The sequence below is a fragment of the Haloferula luteola genome (genome assembly GCF_014201715.1).
In the GTDB taxonomy this organism is placed as follows: Bacteria; Verrucomicrobiota; Verrucomicrobiia; order Verrucomicrobiales; family Akkermansiaceae; genus Haloferula; species Haloferula luteola.
Genome location: NZ_JACHFD010000006.1, coordinates 14,900 through 37,481, shown reverse-complemented (window position 1 = coordinate 37,481; position 22,582 = coordinate 14,900). Strand labels below are relative to the sequence as shown.

At 57.8% G+C, this 22,582-nt stretch carries 13 protein-coding genes; 7 read left to right on the top strand and 6 right to left on the bottom strand.

What is annotated here, in order from left to right:
* Positions 1-5: 5 nt before the first annotated feature.
* The 4 genes from HNR46_RS07265 to HNR46_RS07250 form a co-directional block, all read right to left on the bottom strand.
* A complete protein-coding gene (locus HNR46_RS07265; RefSeq protein ID WP_184017287.1) occupies positions 6-665 on the bottom strand; it encodes a response regulator in 660 nt (219 codons plus the stop codon).
* Complete coding sequence (locus HNR46_RS07260; RefSeq protein ID WP_184017285.1) at positions 662-2,668, bottom strand: sensor histidine kinase; 2,007 nt, start codon at positions 2,666-2,668, stop codon at positions 662-664. Before HNR46_RS07260 ends, HNR46_RS07265 begins: the two co-directional genes overlap by 4 nt.
* 186 nt (positions 2,669-2,854) lie before the next feature.
* On the bottom strand, positions 2,855-4,057 hold the full coding sequence (locus HNR46_RS07255; RefSeq protein ID WP_184017283.1) for a bifunctional 3,4-dihydroxy-2-butanone-4-phosphate synthase/GTP cyclohydrolase II: 1,203 nt from the start codon (positions 4,055-4,057) through the stop codon (positions 2,855-2,857).
* A 107-nt stretch (positions 4,058-4,164) separates the two neighbouring features.
* The gene (locus HNR46_RS07250; protein ID WP_184017281.1) at positions 4,165-5,241 is read right to left on the bottom strand and encodes an Ldh family oxidoreductase; all 1,077 of its coding nucleotides are present in this window, start codon (positions 5,239-5,241) and stop codon (positions 4,165-4,167) included.
* Between the two features lie 373 nt (positions 5,242-5,614).
* Between HNR46_RS07250 and HNR46_RS07245 the strand changes: the two genes are divergently transcribed.
* From HNR46_RS07245 to HNR46_RS07235, 3 genes are all read left to right on the top strand, one after another.
* Positions 5,615-6,466 carry an NAD(+)/NADH kinase gene (locus HNR46_RS07245; RefSeq protein ID WP_184017279.1) on the top strand — a complete coding sequence of 284 codons (852 nt, stop codon included), beginning with the start codon at positions 5,615-5,617 and terminating at the stop codon, positions 6,464-6,466.
* 33 nt (positions 6,467-6,499) lie between these two features.
* On the top strand, positions 6,500-7,789 hold the full coding sequence (locus HNR46_RS07240) for an aminopeptidase P N-terminal domain-containing protein (protein WP_184017277.1): 1,290 nt from the start codon (positions 6,500-6,502) through the stop codon (positions 7,787-7,789).
* Positions 7,790-7,904: 115 nt separating this feature from the next.
* Entirely contained in the window at positions 7,905-8,765 is an 861-nt protein-coding gene (locus tag HNR46_RS07235) for a phosphotransferase (protein WP_184017275.1), read from the top strand.
* A gap of 3 nt (positions 8,766-8,768) precedes the next feature.
* Here HNR46_RS07235 and HNR46_RS07230 read toward each other — a convergent pair whose 3' ends face one another.
* Positions 8,769-9,512 carry a ThuA domain-containing protein gene (locus tag HNR46_RS07230; protein WP_221285061.1) on the bottom strand — a complete coding sequence of 248 codons (744 nt, stop codon included), beginning with the start codon at positions 9,510-9,512 and terminating at the stop codon, positions 8,769-8,771.
* Between the two features lie 167 nt (positions 9,513-9,679).
* Here HNR46_RS07230 and HNR46_RS07225 point away from each other — a divergent pair, with 167 nt between their 5' ends.
* The 4 genes from HNR46_RS07225 (at position 9,680) to HNR46_RS07210 (ending at position 17,196) form a co-directional block, all read left to right on the top strand.
* On the top strand, positions 9,680-10,651 hold the full coding sequence (locus HNR46_RS07225; protein WP_221285060.1) for a glycoside hydrolase family 43 protein: 972 nt from the start codon (positions 9,680-9,682) through the stop codon (positions 10,649-10,651).
* An 839-nt stretch (positions 10,652-11,490) separates the two neighbouring features.
* A complete protein-coding gene (locus HNR46_RS07220; protein WP_184017273.1) occupies positions 11,491-12,516 on the top strand; it encodes a hypothetical protein in 1,026 nt (341 codons plus the stop codon).
* 46 nt (positions 12,517-12,562) lie between these two features.
* Entirely contained in the window at positions 12,563-13,687 is a 1,125-nt protein-coding gene (locus HNR46_RS07215; RefSeq protein ID WP_184017272.1) for a glycoside hydrolase family 76 protein, read from the top strand.
* 125 nt (positions 13,688-13,812) lie between these two features.
* Positions 13,813-17,196, top strand: coding sequence for a BNR-4 repeat-containing protein (locus tag HNR46_RS07210; RefSeq protein WP_184017271.1), 3,384 nt, complete (start codon positions 13,813-13,815; stop codon positions 17,194-17,196).
* Between the two features lie 13 nt (positions 17,197-17,209).
* On the opposite strand, the gene HNR46_RS07205 is transcribed toward HNR46_RS07210, so the two are convergent.
* Positions 17,210-22,462, bottom strand: a complete 5,253-nt coding sequence (locus tag HNR46_RS07205) for a lamin tail domain-containing protein (protein ID WP_184017270.1) — start codon at positions 22,460-22,462, stop codon at positions 17,210-17,212.
* Between the last annotated feature and the right edge of the window lie 120 nt (positions 22,463-22,582).

Below are 22,582 nucleotides of genomic sequence, written 5' to 3'. Positions count from 1 at the left end.
GGGGGTCAAACCAAGCCCTTGCGAATCGCTTTGGAGACGGCCTCGGTTTGGGTGCGGACGTGCAGTTTCCGGTAGACGCTGCGCAGGTGCATGTCGACGGTGTGGAGCGAGATTTCCAATTCGTCGGCGATTTCCTTTTTGATCAGCCCGCGCACCATGGCTCGCAGGACCTCCTCTTCTCGTCCGGTGAGTGGCTCAGTTTCTTCGACTGGGCCGAGTTTGGCAAAGCCGTCGAGGATCATGCTGGCGATGGCTCCGCTGAGCGGGGCGGCGCCATTCATGACGTCACGAATGCCGTGAATGATATCGTCAGGTTCGGATGTCTTGAGCAGGTATCCGGATGCGCCGTTGCAGATGGCGCGGTAGACGCGCTCTCGGTCGTCAAAGGCGGTCAAAATGACGATTTTTTGTTGGGGGTATTTCTCCTTCACCTCGCGGAGCACCTGCAGGCCATCTTTGCCCGGCAGGCCGAGGTCGAAGATCATCAGATCGGGGAGGGGGGTGCCGAAGTTGATCTCGGAGTAGAGTTCGTTGGGGTGAGCGAAGACCTTTTCGCAGTCCAGATCATCTTCTCCGGAGATGAGCCGGGTCATTTGTTTGGCGAATTGGGGGTGGTCTTCCAGGATCCAAATCCGGATCGGCTCATTTGGGGTTTTTTCGTTCATGCCGCGGCTTTGTTCGCGAGGAGATTCGCTCTTTTCACCTCAAGACGCAAGCGTGTCCCTTTGCCGGGGGCAGAATCGACGTTGAAACGCCCATCCAGCACGGCTGCACGGGCTGTAAGTTTCCTGACAGCAGCGGCTTTCCCCGCTTCGTCGAGGGGTAGGCCAATCCCGTCATCTTCAACTTCCATGATCAAACTATCGCGGTAATCATAGATATTTACTCTGACGTTAGAAGCCTTGGAATGTTTAAGAATGTTATGCAGTGCTTCTTTGTAGAAGAGGAAGAGATGACGCTTGGATTCGAGGGTCAGCTTGAGGGCTGTCCGGTTCGATTTGCAGGTCATTTCAAACTTCATGTCGCGCAGCAGGCGATCGGCGGTATTGCGCATCCGTTCGACGAAATCTCCGATGCTGTCTTGGTTCCTTTCGAGGAGCCAAACAATGTCGCGCATCGCCAGAGAGCTCTCACGAGCAATGGTTTCCATCTCGTTGAGGTCTTCGGCGAGGGCGTCAGGATCGTGAGCCCGGGAGAGGTCCCGCTTGGCGGAACGGGCGATCAGGGAGATGCTGCCGAGGTTGCTTCCGATGTCGTCGTGGAGGTCAGAGGCGATGCGACGGCGGAGTTGATCGATGTGCTTGCGGGAGACCAAACGACGGCGCTCAAAGATGGCGACAGGGATGAGGAAGGTGAGGCCGATCGCGACCGAGGCTCCCCAGGTGACATTGATTTCCGACTCGGCGACTTTGCTGTTCCAGACGGGGGTGAGCAGGGCGAGTTGCTCCTCAATCTTGTGACGTTGGTCGATGTCGAGCAGCCAGTCGCCGACGGGCATGATTTCGAGACCATTGCCGCGACCGTCGGTCAGTTCTTCAGAAGCGGCGATGAGCTTCTCGTTGACCTTCAGGACAGGGATGAAGTTGGCGGCGAGGTTGCGGCCGAGCGACCAGATCTCGAATTCAGAAATTCCAACGAGGTGGTGTTTGCCGATACTGAAGGGGCCCGAGCCGCGGATGGTGACGTAGCGGCCAGTTTTTCCACGGAGAGGAACCGTGCAGGGGCTGAAGGTTTCACCGCCTGAGCAGGCGGTGAAGGAAGCTTCGTCCGGATGGGGAGTGTCACTGACAGCGACTTGAAGTGTCGACGGGAGTGAGCTGGTGCCGCCGACCTCGGGAAGTTCGTAGGGGAAGATCGTGGCGCGGTCGAGGGCGGCGGATTCGCCGAGATCGAACTGCCAGGTGACGACATCCTCGGCATCAACTAGTTCGAGGAGTTGGCCCCGAGAGCGATTCCAACGTCCGGACTGCCAAATGCCGAGGGGTGATTGGCCGTCGATGGCATACTCGGGGCTCCACTGGGATGGGCTGTCCATGGAGCCGGTGGCTTGGGCCTTGGCGGTCATGGAAACGGGCTGGCCACCGGAAAGCACCATCATTTCCGAGATCATGGCAACCGCTTGGTCGCCACGGCGATGGCCTTGGTCAACGGTAAGGCGAACGAAGCGAGCGTCGAGTTCTCGGGTGGGGATGCGCAGTGGGAAGCCGCCATCCGATTCCGTTTTATCCTCGGCGGTGGTGTAGATGAGTTTGGAGTCTGAGAAGTCGGCGAGGCGAGCGACTTCGACGGTGAGGCGCTGGGGAAAGAGGCGTTGGGTTTCGCCGAATGGTGGGAGCGCTGGGATCAGATAGATATCGCCAAGGGGGTAAGTTTCGCCGAGGTCGAGGGTGAGTTGGGGTTTCTGGTTGGGATCGGTCTCGATGGACCGCCAGCCGAACTCTTGTTTGACGGGTTTGGGCGAATAGGGAGCCATGCCTCGCACGCGCGAGTTCAGGGCGGTGATCCGTTGTTCAAGTTCGGCGAGGTCAGGGTTGACGACGCGAGCCATTCGGCTGATCGGATTCGCGGAGTAGCCCTGCTGGTGGGGCAGCGGAGGACTCCCTAACAGAGGGATCACTCCAGCCAGCAGAAAGCAGGCCGCAGTGAGGCGGGTTCTTGGGGACGACATGGGGTGTAGGGGTGAGCGCCCATGTGTTTAAGTGTTTTTAAAAATATGGGCAACTTTTTTTGACGAGTTGCCGGATAGACCCCATCGGTTGACCAAATAGCCGGGTTGAAAGTCGTTGGAAATTACGTGTTTCCGTAGGGCGGCTAAAAATATGGAAAAATCAAAAAATCTTTGCGAGGGGTTGATTCAGAGTGCGTGCCCCATGCGGTCGCGTTTGGTTTCGAGATAACGCGCATTGTGAGGATTGGCGGGGAGCCGGATCGGGAGCTGCTCGACGATCTCCAGTCCATAGCCTTCGAGGCCGACGACTTTTTTGGGATTATTGGTGAGCAAGCGAATTTTTCCGACGCCTAGATCCTGAAGAATTTGAGCCCCCATGCCGTAGTCACGGAGGTCGGCGGAGAAGCCGAGGCGTTCGTTGGCCTCGATCGTATCGAGTCCTTGTTCCTGAAGCTTATAGGCATGGATTTTGGCGGCGAGGCCGATGCCCCGGCCTTCTTGGCGGAGGTAAAGGAGGACGCCCCCTTCTTTGGAGATGTGTTCGAGGGCGGCGTCGAGTTGACCCCCGCAGTCGCAGCGTTGGGAAAGGAAGACATCGCCGGTGAGGCATTCCGAATGGACCCGCACGAGGGTCGGCTGATCGCAGTGAATGTCACCGCGAGTGAGCGCTAGGTGATGGGTGCCGTCGGTTTCGATGCGATAGAGGTGGCAATCGAAGTCACCGTGGTCGGTGGGCAGTTTGATGGTTTCTTCCCTTACGACGAGCTTCTCGGAGCGGCGGCGCCATTCGATGAGCTGGGCGATGGTGCAGGCTTTGAGGCCGTGCTGTTGCTGAAAAGTCCCCAGTTCTCCGACGCGGGCCATGGAGCCGTCGTCGTTCATGATTTCACAGATCACTCCGGCGGGAGGGAGGCCTGCGAGTCGAGCGAGGTCGATGGCGGCCTCGGTGTGGCCGGCGCGACGGAGGGTGCCCGCCTGCACGGCTTGGATGGGGAAGACGTGACCAGGTTGGACGAAGTCATCGGGACCAGCCTGAGGGTCTGCGAGCAATTGGATGCAGCGGGCACGGTCGGCGGCGGAGATGCCGGTGGTGACTCCGGATGCGGCATCGACGGAGATGGTGAAAGCGGTCTTGTGACCCTCGCGATTGCGGCGGGTCATTTGAGGCAGTTCCAGGGCCTCCGCTCGTTCCGCGGTGATGGGAGCGCAGATGAGCCCCCGGCCATGGGTTGCCATGAAGGAAATGGTTTCCTGAGTGCAAAGGGAGGCGGCCCCAACGAGGTCGGCTTCGTTTTCGCGCTCGGGATCGTCGGCGACGATCACCATCTTTCCGGCGGCGATATCGGCGAGGATTTCGTCGATCGGGCTGAATGCAAGGGCTGTGGCCATGAGACGCCGACAGGCTCGGCTTTCCCAGGGACGGGGTCAAGGGGGAGGAAGGAGGGATGTCGGGAAAACTTGGGAGACGGGTTCTCCCAAGTCGGAGGTGAACAGGATCACATGGGCTGCAAACCGGGGGCTCCGATCTCCTCGGCGAGTTCGTTGAACTCGGCGATTTCGGCAGCTGTGAAATGAAGGCCGCCCGCGGCATCGGAGCGTTGTCGAGCCTCGGCTTCGAATTGGCCAGGGAGGATGCAGGTCTCATTGCCGTGGCCGAAAAGATCGGCCATGACGGCTTTGAGATTCTCCCATTGGCTGCGGCCTTGGGCAAAGGCACCGCCGGAAATGGCCTCGGGGTGGATGACGTGGAAGTAGAAGGTGGTCGTCGTTTTCTCTCCTTCAGGGGCGGTGGCAGCACGCCCTCGGAGGGTGGGCAAGGAACCGCCAATGAAGGCGGCATAAAGTTCATTGAGGAGGCACATGGCATAGCCTTTGTGGGCTCCAAAGGGGAGAAGGGCGGCGACTTCGTTTGGGTCCGTAGTGGGGCGGCCTTCGCGGTCGACGGCAGCGTGGGGAGGCAGCATTTTGCCCTCGCGCTTCAATGCTTGAACGCGCCCCATGGCGACGACCGAAGTGGCCCAGTCGCTCACCATCGGGAATCCTACGGCTTCTTGAGTCGGCAGGCCCCAGGAGTGGGGATTGGTGCCGAGGGTCGGGAATTTTCCGCCAAAGGGAACCACCTCGGCCAGGGCGGACGTGCAATTGGTGTAGGCGATGTAGCCCCGTTCAGCCGCCTCCATGACGTAGCCGCCGCCCCACAGGTAGTGGAAGGCGTCGTCGACGGCGACTTGGCCGATACCGAATTCATCTGCCAGTTCGATGCAGCGATCGATGGCGCGGTAAGCGACGCTTTGACCGAGTTTGCGGTGGGCATTCCAGATTTCAGACCCTTTGAAGCGCGAGGGGATGACTTCGATTTCGGCACCTGGAACACAACCACCGGTTGCGGAGCCGAAAAGGTGATCGAGATGGAGGGCCTTGAGAGCGTGGTGGGTGCGAATGCCATGGCGGGCGGCTTCAGCGGCGAGCTTGGTGCCCTCAGCGGCCTCAGTAGCGGTGTAGCCACGGGCTTGGTAGGCGGCAGAAACGAGTTGGTCGTGAGCTTCGCGGGAGACGGTCAAAAAGTCGGACATGGCGGTGGTGGAAAGAGGGAAGCAAAGTTGTCAGACAACTCAAGTCTGGATTGGGTGTGTTCCCTGTCCTTGGGATTCTTCTTCGATGGAGCGTCCTGATTGGCCTGGGAGCCTGGGATCTTGCTTAGGGGGTGGGTGGCCGAAAAATTTGGTGGTGAAGCGGGTGAAAGGGAATCGGTGGAGAACTTGGTGAGGGAGGGTGATGGAGTTGAGGCTCACCCTCAGCGGCGAACGTCGGTTCGATCCGTGGTTCGGGCAGGTGGACACGTCGGTGGGGATCGACGATTGAGACGCAGGTCGCGGGGAGGAGATCCTCAAGATTCGTCAGGAATGCGCGTTGCGGATCAGGAGGGGAGCGGATAGACCGATGGCGATGAAAATCGGCATCATTGCCAATCCGCACAAGCCGGGAGCCGTCAAGGCCTATGGTCGGCTGGTCGCGGCATTGGCACAGCGAGGCATCGCGTCGCAGGTGGATTCGGACACGGCGAAGTTGGTGGGCGGTGTGGGTTTGGCGGGGCCGGATTTGGCAGCAAAATCGGATGTGGTGGTGGTGTTGGGAGGCGATGGCACGATGTTGCATGCGCTGGCGACCCTTGGGCGGACGGAGACTCCGGTGGCTGGGGTCAATATTGGGACCTTGGGATTTCTCACCAGCTGCACGGACGACGAATTGGAAGAGTTCTGCGATGCGTTGAAGTCGGGAGACTTTGAGTTGAGCCGCCGGACTTTGATTTCCGCGACGGTCGTCAGGGGTGACGGACGTACTCGGGAGTATGTCGCGCTGAATGAAGCGGTGCTGGCCCGCGGGCAGACCGGGCGCTTAGTTTCGATGAAGGCGACGGTCGATGGGGATTTGTTGAATCGTTATCGCGCGGATGGCCTAATCGTTGCTACGCCGACGGGGTCCACGGCCTACTCCCTGTCAGCGGGTGGCCCGCTGATCAGTCCTTCCGCCGGCGTGTTTGTCATCACTCCCATTTGTCCTCACACTCTCAGTCAACGTTCTTTGGTCGTCGATGATGCGACCGAGATCGAACTTGCGCCTGATGGTCTGGAGGACGGGGCCCTCCTTTTTACGGTGGATGGGCGGGACTGCGATGAAATTGGCGCCGCCGATCGAGTGGTGATTCGCAAGGACCCCCGGGCGCTGAAATTGGTGCGCCTGCCGGGGAGGTCGTTTTACGGCGCCCTGCGCCAAAAGCTGAATTGGCGGGGCGGCTGAGGACATCGATTTTTTTCCAATAAACACATACCCATGCGCTACGATCCCATTGATCCCCAGCTCTTCGTCCGCAATCGCGACAAGCTCAGGGCTCTGCTTAAGCCGAACAGCATCGTCATTGTTCTGGCCAACGATATTTTGCCCACTAACGCGGACGGCACACTGCTGCTGAAACAGAACTCCGATTTGTACTACCTGACCGGGGTGAATCAGGAGGACACCGTGCTGGTGTTGATGCCCGATGCCGGGGATCCGAAGGAGCGCGAAATCCTGTTTGTGAAGGAGACCAGCGAGTTGATCTCGATCTGGGACGGGGAGAAGCTGACGAAAGAGGAGGCCCGCCAGGCCACCGGTATCTCGCGTGTCGAGTGGAGTTCCTCGTTTGATGGCTGGCTGCACCGCTTGGTGCCTCAAGCGGAGCACATTTATCTGACGACCAACGAGCATCTTCGTGCTGAAGTGGTGGTGGAGACGGCCAATGATCGCTTCATCAAGCGGTGCCAGGCGCGTTATCCGCTTCATCACTACGAACGTCTGGCTCCGCTCATGCATCGCTTGCGGATCACCAAAGACGTCGAGGAATTGAAGTTCATCCAAAAAGCCTGCGACATCACCGAGGCAGGTTTTCGTCGTACTCTCGGGTTCATCAAACCAGGAGTGGGAGAGTGGGAAATCGAGGCGGAATTGCTGCACGAATTCCTTCGCCGTGGATCCCGTGGGTTCGCCTACAATCCGATTGTGGGATCCGGCAAGAATGCCTGCGTCCTGCACTATCTGGAGAACGACAAGGTGTGCCAGGATGGTGAAGTGGTGCTGATGGATGTGGCTGCGGAATACGGGGGATGGAACTCGGATTTGACGCGTTCGGTGCCGGTCAATGGTCGCTTCACGGCTCGTCAGCGTGAGGTGTATGATTCGGTCTTGCGGGTGCTGAGAGGGGCCAATGAGATCCTGCGTCCGGGAAATACCCCGATGGAGTATCAGAAGCAGGTGATGGAGCTGATGGAGGCTGAGTTGGTGAACCTCGGCCTGATCGATGCCCAAGCTGCGAAGGAGCAGGGGCCTGACAAGCCGCTGGTGCGGAAGTACTTCATGCACGGGACCTCGCACCATCTCGGACTCGATGTTCATGACGTCTGCCCGCCACACGAGCCGTTTGCCGTTGGTCAGGTGTTCACCATCGAGCCGGGCATCTACATTCGAGAAGAGGGGCTTGGCATTCGCCTCGAAAACGACGTTTTGATTCAGGAAGACGGAAACTTCGACATGATGGGGAACATCCCGATCGAGGCGGAGGAGATCGAGGAACTGATGAATTCCTAAGTCCTTTCCTGAGAGCCGTTGACCCCGTCTCAGTGCGCCTGGGACGGGGTTTTTCGTCGATGCCAGGGGAGAGTTCGCGATTGGCAGGGCGGGGAATCGAGTCAGATTTTGCGCCGTGAATGCTCTCGAATTGCCCCTCCATGCGGCAGAAGAACGGGCGCGTCTGGCGGGAATTGAGCCGGATCGGCGCGATGTCTTGCAGGCCGCCAATACCTTGGTGGTTCGATTGACAGACGACCTGGTGGCACGGGTCGTGGTGGATCGGAACGGCCCCCGGCAAGGAATGGATTGGTTTTCTCGTGAGATTGCCGTGGCGCAATTTCTTGCTGAGCGGGGTGCTCCGGTGATCCCTGTCCATCCGTTGATTCCGCCGGGCCCCCACGAGCATGCGGGCTACGTCATGAATTTCTGGAGATTCGTCCAAGCCGTGGATCAAGAGCCCGACGCTGCAGAGGTTGGAAGGACTCTGGCGGAGTGCCATCGGCATTTGAGTGAGTTCACCGGCGACTGGCCGCATCTGGCGATCCTCCACGAAACGCGTTCACTGATGGAGAGTTCCAAAGCAGAACCGTGCTGGTCGGGCCAGGAGCATGCACTGCTGGTCCGGCATCTGGATGCGGCGATCGCGGTGCTCTCTTCGGCTCCACGGCAGGTTCTCCATGGGGATGCCCATTTTGGCAATCTGCTCCCCACGGAGGACGGTCTCCTGTGGACCGATTGGGAAGATACTTTCTCCGGACCCATCGAATGGGACCTGGCTTCGATCTTATGGAACCCGCAATTTTTGGATGCGGACACCGCCACGGTCGAAGCGATCCGTGACGGCTATGGCGAGGTGGACGAAGCGGTCCTTGAGACGTGCTTCACCGCTCGAGCGGCGGTGATGAGTGCCTGGTATCCCGTGCTGTATCCGCTGCCCCATGCTGAGCGGATGGAGAAGCTTAGGAGGCGTCTGGAATGGTTGTCGGCGCGCTGACGATCAACGACCTCCGACCCAGTTGACGGCATTGGTCAAAAGAGTGCGGAAGCTGGGGTTGTCGTGAGCATCGGCGTCATGTCCGAGGGTGATGCAAACGATTTTGGCCTTCTTGTCTTTGACGATCCAGACGCTCGGAATTTTGTCCTCGGTTTGATCCGGGTCATTCTCGCAGCAAATCTTTACCTTGGCCTTTGGGTCGAGTTCGAATCGGTAGTTCTCATCCTTGATTTTGAATCGCTTTGGCAATTCCTCGGTGACCGGGTTGTTGCCTCCTTTCACACTCACTTCAAATTCCCCGTAGCCATGGCTCGGTGTGCGGCCTCCGATGAATCGATCGTTGTAGCCTTCCCACGGGTGGGACCAGGTCGCGGCGTGGAGGAAAACCAAACCTTTTCCGGAATCCGCAAAGTCATTGAGAGCTTTTTGCCATTCCTTGCTGCCCCACTGGTCATGGTTTCCGCTGAAAACGAGAACGTCGGCATCCTCAATCAGCTCCAAGGCTTCCTTTAAGTTGGGCGTGGCAGCGCAGTCGATTTTATCGGCTGCCTCAAGGGTTTCGGCGTCCGTTCCAAGGAAGAACTTGGGGAAGTCATGGGATGATCCCGAGCCGACGAGGAGCACTTTCAAGGTGCCGGCGGGAGATTGAGCCTCAAAGCTCTGTCCCATGGGTTCGATGGAATCGGGCGGGAGTGCGAGAAGCGGAGTGGAAGCGAGAGCGAGGGTCACGAGGAGTCGGGTCATCATGGCGTGGGTCGAGAAGGTTCTGGGGTCGATGAATTGGAGTTGGAAACGGTCTGATACCCGCTGCCGGCTTGGGAACTTTCATGGACGCTCCGTGGAGCCGAGGCCGAAGTCGATGATTTGCTTCATCGGTTGCAATTCTTGGAAAATCCACGGAGACTCGGTCACTCATGAAACGATTCCTTGCAATGGCAGCCCTGTGGGTGACTCCGCTTTTGGCGGAAGACGGCGGATACCTGTTCACGACTTTCAAAGGGGAACAGGATCCCATGACCGAGCAAATTTACTTCGGGCTGAGTCGGGACGGTCGAGATTGGAAGGCTCTGAACTCGGGCAATCCGGTGTTGATCAGCCAACTGGGCGAGAAGGGAGTGCGGGATCCTTACATTCTACGATCGCACGATGGCAAGAAGACCTGGGTGATCGCCACGGATCTCTCCATCCACCTTACGCATCACAACTGGGGTCGAGCCGTGACCCAAGGGAGCAAATCGATCGTCGTCTGGGAAACCGAGGATCTGGTGAACTGGAGTGAGCCTTGGATGGTCAAGGTGGCTCCGGATGACGCCGGCTGTACCTGGGCGCCGGAAGCGATCTACGACGAAAAGGAGAAGGATTACTTGGTCTTTTGGGCATCGAAGACCGGCCGCGATGAATTCAAGAAGCATCGCATCTGGGCGGCTCGCACCAAGGACTTCAAGGAGTTTGGAGAGCCGTTCATCTACATTGAAGAGCGTCGAGACATCATCGACACGGACATCGTCTACGAAAACGGCACCTACTACCGCTTCTCGAAGGACGAAACGACCAAGGCGATCACGATGGAGGAGTCTACTGAACTGATGGGGCGTTGGAAGAAGGTCAATGGGTTCTCGCTGAAGCATCTCGAAGGTTACGAGGGGCCCGCTTGCTTCCAGATCGAAGCAGGAGCACCCGGGAAACCTGGGAAGTGGTGCCTGTTGCTCGACTACTACAGCAAGGGTCAGGGCTATCAGCCATACGTGACCGACAACCTCGAAAAGGGCAAATTTGCGAAGGCGGATGATATTCGGTTCCCCTTCCACTTCCGCCACGGTTCGGTGCTCCCTGTGACCGAGGACGAGTATCAGAAACTGGCTGAGAAATACAGTCTGCAAGACTGATGGCTCCACCGCTCTCCATGGGAGGGCATGCGACGCGGGTGTCATGAGTGGCGAACCAGCCCCGATGGCACCCGCTTTGGTGTACTGGCGTCGACGACAGTTGCTGGATTCCGACAGCGGGCAGAAAGTCCCAAAGAAGCGGATAATCGGACGAGCTTAAACGGACGAATAGCGCCGCTCGTTTCATCTCGAAAGACGTGAGCGAGAGGTTCAGGGGCATCACCCAGATGTGGTATACATGATGGAGGCAACCTGAGGTGGCGAGGCTTTGCGAATGGAAATCGATCATGGCACGAGTAGCCGAGACCTATCGATTGCCGAATCCGCTCGGATATTTTCAACAAAGAGCGTTTCGTATACGAGGTCTAGTACTGCGCTGATCTTATGGAATGTCATTTATTCCGTTGGGTTGGAAACGATGAATGTGGGCGGGTGGGAGGGAAAATGATCTCAAGATGAATTCTTTACGAATTTTTGACGAAGTGCTTTTGCCTTTGGCACGCAGATGGAATGGCAGCGGTATCCCCTGAATAAGGGTGGGGTTTTTTCGCAGAAATCCGGATCTTGTTCCGGGAATTGGACGTTATCGAGAGTCGTGTCTAAGTGAAATCCCTAATGGATACAAAATGCCCTCAATCGAAACCTGATGACTGTGATATTGGCATTGCACCTTTCGTTTTCCTTGGGTGATATGCCGCCCTCTTTTCGGAGGGTGTTACTCCATGATGCAAAAACCCATCGCGATTTTGAAGTCATCCCGGGCGGTATGTCCGGTGTGCAAAGGATACTGTTCCGTTGAGATATGGAAGTCGACAGAACATGGATCCGAGCAGTTTTGGATGACTCGGCAATGTGATCGCTTTGATCGTCGAGAAACGTTCTCGATCGACGAATCCTTGCTCGATGGCTGGAACGAAGCGGCCAGCCCCTCAGATTCTGTGGTTGGCCGAGGCTGCTTGGGAACCCCAGCGATGTTGGTGGAGATTTTGGACAGCTGCAATCTGCAGTGCCCTTCCTGCATATCGGACAAGCCCGCGGGAGGTTGGGGGCAGACCTTGCAGTATCATTCGCTAGCCTCTCTCAAGAATCGGATTGTGACCGCCCTGCAGCAAGTGCCGGGAATCGACACTCTGGAATTGGGAGGAGGGGAGGCCACTTTGCATCCGGATCTGTTTCCGCTGTTGGATTGGATTTTGGGAAGTTCGGGGATCCGTCAAATCGCTCTTCGGACGAATGGTCTCCGCCTGGGGCGAGATCCTGGATTGAGTCGGCAGCTTGCGTGCCGGTCAGAGACGGGCCGTTTGGTCGTGCATCTTCAGTACGATGGAACCCAATCTTCTGCCCACCTTCATTTGCGGGGTGCGGACTTGCGGGAGATCAAGCACACGGCGATGGAGCGATGCGATGGGGCAGGTTTGCCGTTTTTTCTCGTGTGCACGGTGTGCGAGGGAAATCTTGAGGACCTGTGGGAAACCGTCAATTTGGGCCGGCGGTTCGACTCCTGTCTCGGCGTGATATTTCAATCGGTGGGACCGAAAGGCCGGGGGGGGCGTGTGACTTTTCCCGTCGAGTTGGCTGCGATTCGAGAAGCCCTGGTATGTCGCTCTGAAGGTGCTTTGTCTGCGGACATGTGGAGCCGCATCGAGTGCCAGCACAGTGGAATGGAAGAGTTGGCGCTATTGGGTTCGAGGGGGCGGCCCATGGATAAGAGGGATTTTGCGCTGCGCATTCGAGGGGCGTCGGTATGTGCAAACGCGCCAGATGTCCGGCAATCGCATGCAGGCCCATGGGTGATCGCCGAGGACGGATTGGTGGTACCTCCGGCAAGCTATTTTGATTTCGCCCATGGCGGTTGCCAAGAATGACGGTCGGGGCGTGTAATGCGGGTTCCGTCAGCTGCGTAAGGGGGCCATGCGCGCAAATCGATGGGGGATTCTGGTCGGAGTGGCAGCCATGTGGCCGGCCATGGTTTGGTCTGCGGTCAAAGGCATCACGGGCGATTTGCATCAGAAGCGTGCCGGTGAGGTGACCCACTACCTCGAGGAGAACTTTCGAGACAGGAAGACCGGCTACTATTCTGACAAACCTGGAGAAACCCAGCCCGCGACAGTATGGGGCTGCGGCATCATGTTTTCTGCCTTGGCGGGTGGTGCCCGGCATGACGACGCCTACGAGCGTGAGATGCGCAAATACTTCAAAGTCCTTGATCATTACTGGGACGAAGGCGTGAAAATTCCGGGCTATGAGCCTTTGCCCACGGGAGGAGGCGGGAACGACAAGTACTATGACGATAATGCGTGGATGGTGCTCACCTTCCTGGAGGCCTATGACATCACCGGCGACAAGCGCTACTTGAAACGGGCCGAGGAGACCCAGGAGTTCGTGCTTAGCGGATGGGATGATCAATTGGGCGGGGGCATCTGGTGGCACGAGGGCCACAAGGGTGGCAGTAAGAACACCTGCGCGAATGCTCCGGCGGCTCTGGGTTGCTACCGGCTCGCTCAGTATTCCGATCCGGAAAAGGCCAAGGAGTGGGTGGAGTGGGGAAACCGGATCACGGCATGGACGGTCAAGCAATTTCAGGGCGACGACTTGCTGTTTGAAGATGCGGTGGTGGTGGCGACCGGTGAGGAGAACCGGGGAAAGCTGACCTACAACACCGCGCTGATGATCCGAAATTTCATCGCCCTTTATGGGATTACCGGAGAGCATGCCTATTGGAACGAGGCACGTCGTACTGCCGACGCGGCCCAGTCAATGATTCAGGGCAACGGGGCGTATCGCGACAAGTGGCGTTGGTCCCATTTGCAGGTCGAGGCGGACATTGAAATCTACCGGCTGACCGGGAAGAAGCGCTACCTAAAGCGTGCGATCGAAACCGCAGATCACCACTATGAGGAGTGGAAGGAGAAGCCTTCCGGCGAGATGATCGATGTGGCTTCTCTGGCCCGTGAACTGTGGTTGTTGGCAGATTTGGAGACCTCCGCGGGCCGCGCTTTTTGGGAGAGAGTCGACCGTTGGAAAAAGGTCAAATAGGGGTTGGATCCGGGGTTTCCGGTGGTTGGCCGAGTCCCCACCATTTCGTGGGGTAAGGGCGGGGTTTCCTTGAAGACGACCGGAGAGCGGTCAAGCGTCCGGGAGTTTTCTCAAAGATTCCACGGATGAAGAGTGCAACCTTCCTATATTTGACCAGCTCCCTCGGTTCGCTGATGGCGCCTGCTTTGACGGCGCAATCGGTCTCCCCTCATATCGCCGATTCAGGAACGGTGATCCTCTACCACATGGACGAAGCGACTGGGGCAACCCAGGTCGTGGATGCTGCAGGAGGTTTCAACGGGGTGGCGACGAGTGGTGAAACGGCGACCTCGATTTTTAGTGGAGATGCGGGTTACTCCGGCTTCGGAACGGCAGGTACGAATACGGCGACGACCGGAGTCGGCGTCGATGTCACGGGTGATGGTGTGTTTCACTACGACGACAATGCGACCGCACCCGATACCTTCGATACGCTCAACAAGCTGGGGGACACCTTCACCCTGGAGGCGATGATTCGCCCGGCGGCCATCACCGGAACCAACCAGCATCTGTGGGGAATCGACGGCACGGTGAGTCGTGCTCTTCAATTTCGGATCAACAGCGATGGCACTCTGAATTTTGACCCTATCGACGGCGGGGGCGCTGCAGTGACCTTCAGTTTGACGTCGTTGACCGGGGCCCATGCTTTTGTGGCAAATGAATGGTATCACGTGGCAGCGGTTTACGACCAAGGCACGGTTTCCCTCTATTGGACCCGGGTCGACAGTGGCGCGGAGGTCGCCAATCTGGTGGCCACGGGGACGACTTCGGTATCCTTTCAAAGCGACGACTCGCCGCTGATGTTCGGCAACGAGGGGCGTTCGTTCGGAGGTACCAGCGAAGGTTTGATCGGCCGTCTGGACGAAGGGCGTGTCAGCCGAGTGGCTCGTGCTGCCAACGAGTTCATTTTCGACAGTGTGCAAGTGCACGATTGGAGTTCCTACGAAGCAGGTTCCACGAATGTGCCGGCAAATACCTTGGATGGAGACCTTGCAACCCGCTGGTCGGCGGAGGGGGATGGGTCATGGATTTCGTTTGATCTGGGTAAGAATCGGGAAGTCACGGCAATCGATTTGGCCTTTTTCAACGGCACCACCCGTATTTCTACTTTTGATGTCGAGCTTTCGATGGATGGCGTGGTGTGGCGGCCAGCTTTGGTTTCTCAGACCAGCAGTGGCACCACAACCGCCTTGGAGAGTTTTGCGCTCACGGGAAATACCATCGCACGCTACATCCGCTATGTGGGATACGGCAATACCGTGAATGATTGGAACAGCATCACGGAGGTTGAGGTCCAGAGCCAAGCCTTGGTGGATACGGACCAGGATGGCCTGCCGGATCTGTTCGAGCAATGGGTGATCGATGCCAATCCGGACGACGCGATCACCAGCTTGGCAGATGTTTTGCCGGATGATGACTTTGACGGTGATGATCAGACGAATCGCGACGAATACCTGGCGGGCAGCGATCCGACGATTTACAACGAGCCCGGAGACATCGACGACGATGGCTTGCCTGACTTTTGGGAAGCTCGGTGGTTCGGTGATCTCAATGAAACGGCCGAAGGCGATTCGGACGGTGATGGTTTCAGTAACTTGGAAGAGTATGAAGGTGGTTCCGATCCAACCTCCTTCAGCTCCAAGCCAGGGGATTTGGATGGCGACGGTTTGCCGGATGCCTGGGAGCAGGAGCAATTTGGAACTCTCGACAACAATGCTTACAGCGATCCGGACTCAGACGGTTACGTGAACATCGGTGAATATGTGGCTGCTACCAATGCCAATGACGTCAGCTCCAAGCCCTCTTGGAAAGCCCCCTCAGTTGCCTACATGGGCAATTCAGTTGTCGCCACCAACGCCTGCATCATGCCTCAGTCGGCCGTTTATGGTCGGGCGATCAATGGCCTTTCGTTCCAAGATCAGATTCTCTACACCTTCGATGGCTACCAGTACACCGCTTACTACGATAGCATCGGTTCGGTTCAAATGGTCGTGGTTGCGCGGCGAACAGTGAGTGGTGCTTCGGTGGGTGAATGGGAGATCTACCGCACCGATTCGGAGTTCACGAACGGCGACGAATCTGGAGTTGGGACGTCCTGGGATGCGCACAATGTGGTCGCCTTTGGAATTTGCGAATCGGATGGGAGCCTGCATTTTTCCTACGATCACCATGGCCATACTTTGCGCTATCGCCGCTCGATCGCTGGCTTGTGCACGACCCAGAAGGACGCGTGGGGAGCAGGGATGCTTCAAGCTGAGCAGAATTGGATAGTTTCCTTATCGCAGGTGCAGACGGAAGTCACCTATCCGCAGTTCGTACCTTCTCCAGATGGAGGGCTCACCTTTGTTTGGCGGAATGGCAGCTCAGGAAATGGCGACCAGTTCTTCTCCCACTACCAGCCGGCAACATCGAATTGGTCGACTCCGACCCGCTTCATCGAACGCAGTGGGAACTACAATGGTTCGGCGAGCCGCTGTCCCTACATCAACGGCTTTGACTATGCCCCAGATGGTTCGATGCACGTCACCTGGACTTGGCGAGAAGGCGCGGGATCCTCGAATCACGATATTTGCTATGCCTACTCGGAGGATCGGGGGGTGACTTGGAAAAATACGGCAGGTGCCGTGGTGGCAGACACCAGCCTTGGCGAGGACATCGATCTGAATACCCCAGGGATTTCGTTCAAGCCAACGGACTTGAACCAGCTCCTCATCAATCAACAGACACAGTGTGTTGACGAGGACGGTCGCGTGCATGCCATGATGCTGCACCGTCGAGAGGATGCGGGCTTCGAGTATCCGAATGTGACGACCAACGTGTATTCGACCTTGGGCGTGGCTTACTACCACTACTTCTTGGAGCCTGGGACTGGGCGTTGGCAGCAGCGCCGCATTCCCCCCGAGGTTTTCCAAGTCGGTTCTCGGCCAGCCATTGCCTATGATGCTGCTGGGAATGTCTACGCTGCGTTCACCACTTACACCACAGGGGTGAATGTGTTCCCGGGCTATTCTGCCGGACGCCTCGCGATCGCGAGTGCATCGAAGGAATCGGAATATACGGATTGGAAGGTGCAGCAGGTCGTCGAGGTGACGAATGCCTTCACTGGCGAGCCCCTGATCGATCAGGCGCGGTTGCTTCGTGACGGTGTCCTGAGCGTCTACATTCAAGAGAACAGCACGTCTTCCGCAGCGGGAACGACCCCCCTGCATGTTTACGAATTTGCCGTGGATGTCGCGGAACCCTTGGAGACGGGGTTGAGTGGCATTTCGCGAGTTGGCGACGATGTCGTGGTCACGACCTATGGGAGTGCTGGAGCGGTGTATCAGCTTCAGAAGAGCACCGACTTGGTTTCTGACTGGACCAGCGTCGGCGAAACTTACACGGGGACGAATGCTCTGCTCGCCGCCCCCGATTCTCAAGGGTGGTCACTTTCGCGGGCCTTTTATCGGTTTCAGGTGACGACTCCCTGATGAGATCCTTTTGTCAGCGCTCTTCGATGCTCATGCGGAAGAACCCCCGCTGAGTGGCGTCGGGAGCGCTGGCATGAATCTCCCACCCAGAGTCGGTCGAGACGGCCTGGATGTTTTCCAGAGTTTCCCAGCTACCAGCGTCGAGATTGGGAGACCATTGAAGGGTGTACCAAAGATCGTCCCGAATCGATTCCAACGGAAAGACGACCTGAGGAACGTCGGTGCTCGGTAGCACCGAAGGGTGCAGAGAATGAGTGGGGTTTGAGGGCGAGGAGCCGAACGCATACTCGAGAAGATTGACGCGGCCATCGTGATCGGGATCGTCGGTCGGACTTTGGCTGTCGAGGGGCAGGTTGGAATCGAGCGCCCATTGGTGGAAGCTGGCAAGCGTGGTGGGCCAGCCTGGATTGGCGGCGGTGGCTTGCCAGTTCGAAAAGTCGTTGCCATAGGCGAAGGGATTGATGCGTTCCAACCCGGGGCCATCACCGTCAGCAGCGAGGGGCCAAGGTGCCGTGTCCTGATAGTTGATGCGATCCACTCGAATGAAAGTGCGCGACAAATTCTCATCGAGTTCTCCAGGTTTGCCGAGTTCCAAGGTCTCTCCACTGTTGCTCAGGCCACCCGAAGTCCATGGGTAAACCGGAGTTCCCTCGGCCACGGAGAAGCTGCTTTGGAAGGCGCTGAGGCTTCGGGTGAGGATGAGCCGTCCACCGGCAGGCAAGGTGAGAGGGGGTGAAGTGGGGAAAGTGTATTCGATACCGTTCGTGATGGACCATGCGGCTCCTCGGGTTTCGTCGTAGAGGGTGACGGGTTCTGCCGAGATATTGAGAAGCTCAAGATACTCGGCATCAGCCGAGCTTTCAGGGTGATACATGATCTCGCTGATGACAATGGGTCCGACCTTAGGTGGCGAGTTGCGAGCCCCGGGTGTAGGCGATTTCATGGCCACAAAATTGGTGGTGCCACTACCTGATTTATCGTAGCGACCGAAGGTGACGCCAGCTTCAGAGGCCCCAAAGTCTTCGATCTCATGGTATTCAAGGTCCAACCCTGAAGCTGGCTTGAAAAGATGGACGGTGTCGCCATTGCCACTCAGAGCAAAGGGTGTGATGACTCCGGGGTCGGCGCTGAGGGCTCCAAAATTCGCATCTTCTCGGAAGACCAGATAGCCCCCTCCCGCGAGGAGAGTCCCATCCGGGATTCGATAGCGCATCAAATCGTCCGCTTGATCGCTCAAATACCAGCCACTGAGATCCACTGGTGTGGAGCCTTGGTTGTACAACTCGATCCAATCGGGTTCGGTCCCAGGCGAGCGTGAAAGAACCTCATTGACCACAATGACGTGCGGAGGAAGAAAGGGGTAGTCGAGGGGATCGTAGACGTAGGCCATGCCCATATCGGCGCGAGATCCATCTGGATCTAGGATGTGTCCCGGGTCTCCGGCATCGATCGCAGGAGAAAGCAGTTGGAGTGAAAAATCGTAAATCCCAGGACTGCTGAACAACGGGTCAGCAACGATATTTCCAGTTCCGAGGATGGGCGTGCTGTCACTCAACGAAAAACTCACGGCGAGCGACGAAAGGGCGTCGACGGTGACGGGAGCCTCCTTGCAGCGAGAGAAGATGCAGTTGGTCACCACGGCGGAGCCCCCTCCTGCACCTCGGTTTTTCTCATAGACGGCAACGGCAACATCGTTGCGAGCGAAGGTGTTTTGATCAATGGTGGCTGCTGATCCTGAGTCTTTGATGCCGACGCCAAGTGCGCAGCCGACAATCAAGTTTTGGCGAATGATGACCTCGGATCCCTGTCCCACCGAAACGCCTTTGTCTGAGTTGTTGTAGATCCGGTTCTTCTCGACGATGAGGTTGACGCAGCCTTCGCCAACGTCGATGCCGTCGCTATTGTCTCCTCGGAAGTTGAAGATGCGATTGTCTCGGATGATGCCGTCGAGGACTCCGTCATAGTCGATGGCATCCGTATCGACGGAGGCATTCCCGGTGAAGGTGCAGCGCTCGACGAGCGCCTCGCCGGTCTTCACGTTGATCCCGTCGCCCGTGAAGGTGATGTGGATTCTACTGTCGACAAGGTGCGTTGACCCGTGGCGGGCAAAAATCGGTTGAGGGCCTTCGATGTCGACATGGTCCATCTCCAATTCTGCATGGAAACCGGAGATGGCGGCCTTGAGATTCAATGGGTCGACGCGGCTGACGGTGGCTCCGCGCAGAACGACATGGCTCAGTCTGGAAGGGGTGGAGGTGTTGGCAAATCCAAGGTTCCCCCATTCCGCGGAATCGCGAGGTTGGAAGTCGATCGGGGCGGCTTCGGTGCCATTGGCGAGTAGGGTGCCGTGAACAAGGATGGAGGACCCCGCTGTGAAAAGGAGAGTGACGCCGGGATCGATGGTGAGGGTGGCAGATGAGGTGACGATCAAGTTGCCGTCGACGACATAAGGTGAGTCGTTCTCAGTGAGATGGAGATCGGAGTCGACCCGCAGGGGGAGGACCGTCTCGGCGCCCTCTTCGAATTGAGCGGTCAGGGTGGTGGCGCCTGTAAGCGAAAGGGTGCGGATGGGGTCCGTCGAGCCATCGCGCCAAGCGACGAAGCGATACCCGGGCGCGGCCTGCGCTGTGAACTCGACGGGTGTACCTTGAAAAAGTTCGACGGTTCCTTCCATCGCGGGACGCATGGGAACTCCCGCAATTCGCAAGGTGCCTGCAAGGGTGGGGACGACACCAAAGGTGAGGGATGCGGGATCGCGATTGAGCCCCAATTCGAGTTCAAGTCGGTCGAGTGCGTAACCTGGACGGTCGCGAACGAATTGTTTGATTTCATCAAGCTGATCCTGTCGGGAGCTTCGGCTGGCGATACCGCCTTCGGCGCTCCAGCGGTCGATGTGACGATCGAGTTCACCTTCTTGTGCGGAGGAGAGATCGTCGAGAATGGCATCGAAGCGGTCTGGCAAAAAGGTGCTGCCGAGGTGGGCTGCGTAGCGCTGGATCAATCGATCGACATACGCCGGTTGGCGTGCCAGGCGGGAAAAGAGGGGATCGCTGGAGAGAAAGTTGTCGATGAGGGAACCGGAGAGGTTGGCGGTGTCGAAGCCTCGATCGAAATCGTTGATGATCCACTCCCACCGAGAATTGGCCGAATGGCCCTTCCAGAATTCTCGATTGTGGGACCAACTGGTATTCACTGCGAAATCCGTGGCGATCACATAGTCGATGAACGAATCGATGTTCACCTGAGATTCGATCTGGGCCCAGACTTCAGAGTCGGCGGGGTCTTGGGTGGTCACGAGATCGAGGAGGGACTGATAGCGATCCGTGCTGCCGGTATCGGCGGTGAGACGGGTGACCCCGTTTTCGTCATGGGCATATTGGACGAGGTCGTAGTCGTCCGCACTGAGGTGGTGCTCTGTCGCAAAGGCGGTCGAATCGAGCCGTTTGCGAATGTTGTAGATTCCCCAAAATTCTCCATTCAGGTAGAGAACGCATGGGCGGTAGGTGTAGTAGCTGGCGTCCATTTGTCCGCTCAGCATTGAGGGCATCATCGCATCGCGAAGCAGGGTTTCCTCCCAGTCGTCTCCGCCGTTGCGGAGATTGAATTCTCCGATGGTGGCAGAAGGTTCACCGGGGAAGAGCGCGTATGAAATGGCGTCGTCACCATATTTTCCTCGGCAGTAGACATTGAAGGGCTTTTGGGCCTTCAGCCAAATGTTCTCACCTGCGATGCGAGTGCCGGCGTTGACGGCGAAAGCGGGTTGTCGATCGGCCTCGAAAAATTCCAGCCTCAAGGGTATTTCACGACCTTTGAAGGGGTAGGGGCTGCTGTTTGCATAGATGCCGATGTCGTCGTCAAACAGCGTCGCAGGATCGGCGACGAAAGAGACGACAGGAAGTTGAGGGTCGGCATCAGATCCCAGAAAATAGGAGCGGGTGAGGATGGGTCCAGGAATCTTGCCTTCCTCGATCACTCGCGACCGGAGGATGCTGGTGGTTGTGAGCTCTAAAGGCGTGGCGTAAATGGGCGAGGTAGGTCCGGGATCGGACCCATCGAGCGTGAAGTGAATGGATCCCGAGGGCGTTCCGCCGAGTTCGACGGTGAGGCTGGTTTCGTAGAAGCCGCTCGGCATCGAAGCGGTGGGTTCGGGACTCATTTCGATTGGTTCAACGAGTGCTGAGCTAAGATTGGGGGCGCCTGGGGTCGGGGTTCCAAAGAAGACCCATTGATCGCTCGAGTCGCGGCCTTGAGAGACATCGGTGGTCTGTGGTCCAAAGGAAACTGAGTCGACCTCGACGGCGGGTGCGGTGAGGACGTCGGCAGTCATTTCAAGATCGAAGCTGGTGTCGCTGCTGGTGGGTGACTCTTGGTGCACCTCGACAGCCACCACATTGTCTCCAGCAACCAGTGGAAGGCCGGCGAGTTCGAGTTCTTCGTAGATGTTTTCCGTCGGTGCCAGAGTCCCCGAGTATTGATCGTGGGAGGGAGTTCCCTGCGGCATGCGGAGTCGAGCGACTTCGATTCCGTTGAGATAAACGACGGCCGCATCGTCAGCCATGATGGAGAGGGAGAGCCGGGAAATGGCAGCTGGATCAGTGATGGAAAAATGACGCCGGTAGTAAGTGGTGGCGAATTTAGAGCTGCTGTCAGCGCCGTAGCTTACGAGCGTCGTGACCCAAGAGTCGCCGTATCCAAGGGGGGCCGTTCCGCTGCTCCAGAGGTCGTCGTCGTATCCGGGGCCCGTCCAGCCCGCTCCCGGATCGGTTCCGAGGTCGCGATAGCTCCAAATCGCGTGGCGAGAGATGAGGGTTTCTTCGGTGGGTGGGGAATCCAGTCGATAGAGGCCGATGGCTTCCCCGTCGGCGCTGAGCTTGAAAGAGGCATGGTGGCGGCGGGTGGTGAAGGTGCTACCCCAAGGATAGTAACCGCGGAGATGGGTCTCACCTGGGCCAGCGTCAAAACCATCGGCGCGAACGACGAGAAATCCACCGGCAGCGATGCTTGTGCCCGCTGGGAATCGCCATTGAGTCGGTGCGCCGAGATCGTCGGTCAGGTAGAAGTTGTCGAGGGCGACTTCGGCGTTTCCTGGATTGTGAAGCTCGATCCAGTCCGAGTAGTCGTCGAAATCAGCGTTGTCGGGTTGGATGCTTTGATTCGAGGCCAGGAATTCATTGATCCGCACTGCAGGCTCTTCGGAGTACAGGGGTGCACTTGCGAGAATCGGGAGGAGGCCGGAGAGGCTCTTGGCTCGGATAGACAACCGCATGGTGGGAAGGAACTACCGAAATCTTTGGGGGTGAGGAAAGGACGATCATTTCAAATAAGTTGACTATTGAGATCGGGTCTCTTCAGCACTCATGAGGGATGCGAATTGTTGCCCGGATTC

Coding starts and splice junctions, on each gene's coding strand:
- HNR46_RS07250 (WP_184017281.1), bottom strand. CDS start 5,241: ATGTCCGACTTTTTGACCGTCTCCCGCGAAGCTCACGACCAACTCGTT.
- HNR46_RS07265 (WP_184017287.1), bottom strand. CDS start 665: ATGAACGAAAAAACCCCAAATGAGCCGATCCGGATTTGGATCCTGGAA.
- HNR46_RS07215 (WP_184017272.1), top strand. CDS start 12,563: ATGCGCGCAAATCGATGGGGGATTCTGGTCGGAGTGGCAGCCATGTGG.
- HNR46_RS07245 (WP_184017279.1), top strand. CDS start 5,615: ATGAAAATCGGCATCATTGCCAATCCGCACAAGCCGGGAGCCGTCAAG.
- HNR46_RS07230 (WP_221285061.1), bottom strand. CDS start 9,512: ATGATGACCCGACTCCTCGTGACCCTCGCTCTCGCTTCCACTCCGCTT.
- HNR46_RS07240 (WP_184017277.1), top strand. CDS start 6,500: ATGCGCTACGATCCCATTGATCCCCAGCTCTTCGTCCGCAATCGCGAC.
- HNR46_RS07255 (WP_184017283.1), bottom strand. CDS start 4,057: ATGGCCACAGCCCTTGCATTCAGCCCGATCGACGAAATCCTCGCCGAT.
- HNR46_RS07205 (WP_184017270.1), bottom strand. CDS start 22,462: ATGCGGTTGTCTATCCGAGCCAAGAGCCTCTCCGGCCTCCTCCCGATT.
- HNR46_RS07220 (WP_184017273.1), top strand. CDS start 11,491: ATGACTCGGCAATGTGATCGCTTTGATCGTCGAGAAACGTTCTCGATC.
- HNR46_RS07260 (WP_184017285.1), bottom strand. CDS start 2,668: ATGTCGTCCCCAAGAACCCGCCTCACTGCGGCCTGCTTTCTGCTGGCT.
- HNR46_RS07210 (WP_184017271.1), top strand. CDS start 13,813: ATGAAGAGTGCAACCTTCCTATATTTGACCAGCTCCCTCGGTTCGCTG.
- HNR46_RS07225 (WP_221285060.1), top strand. CDS start 9,680: ATGAAACGATTCCTTGCAATGGCAGCCCTGTGGGTGACTCCGCTTTTG.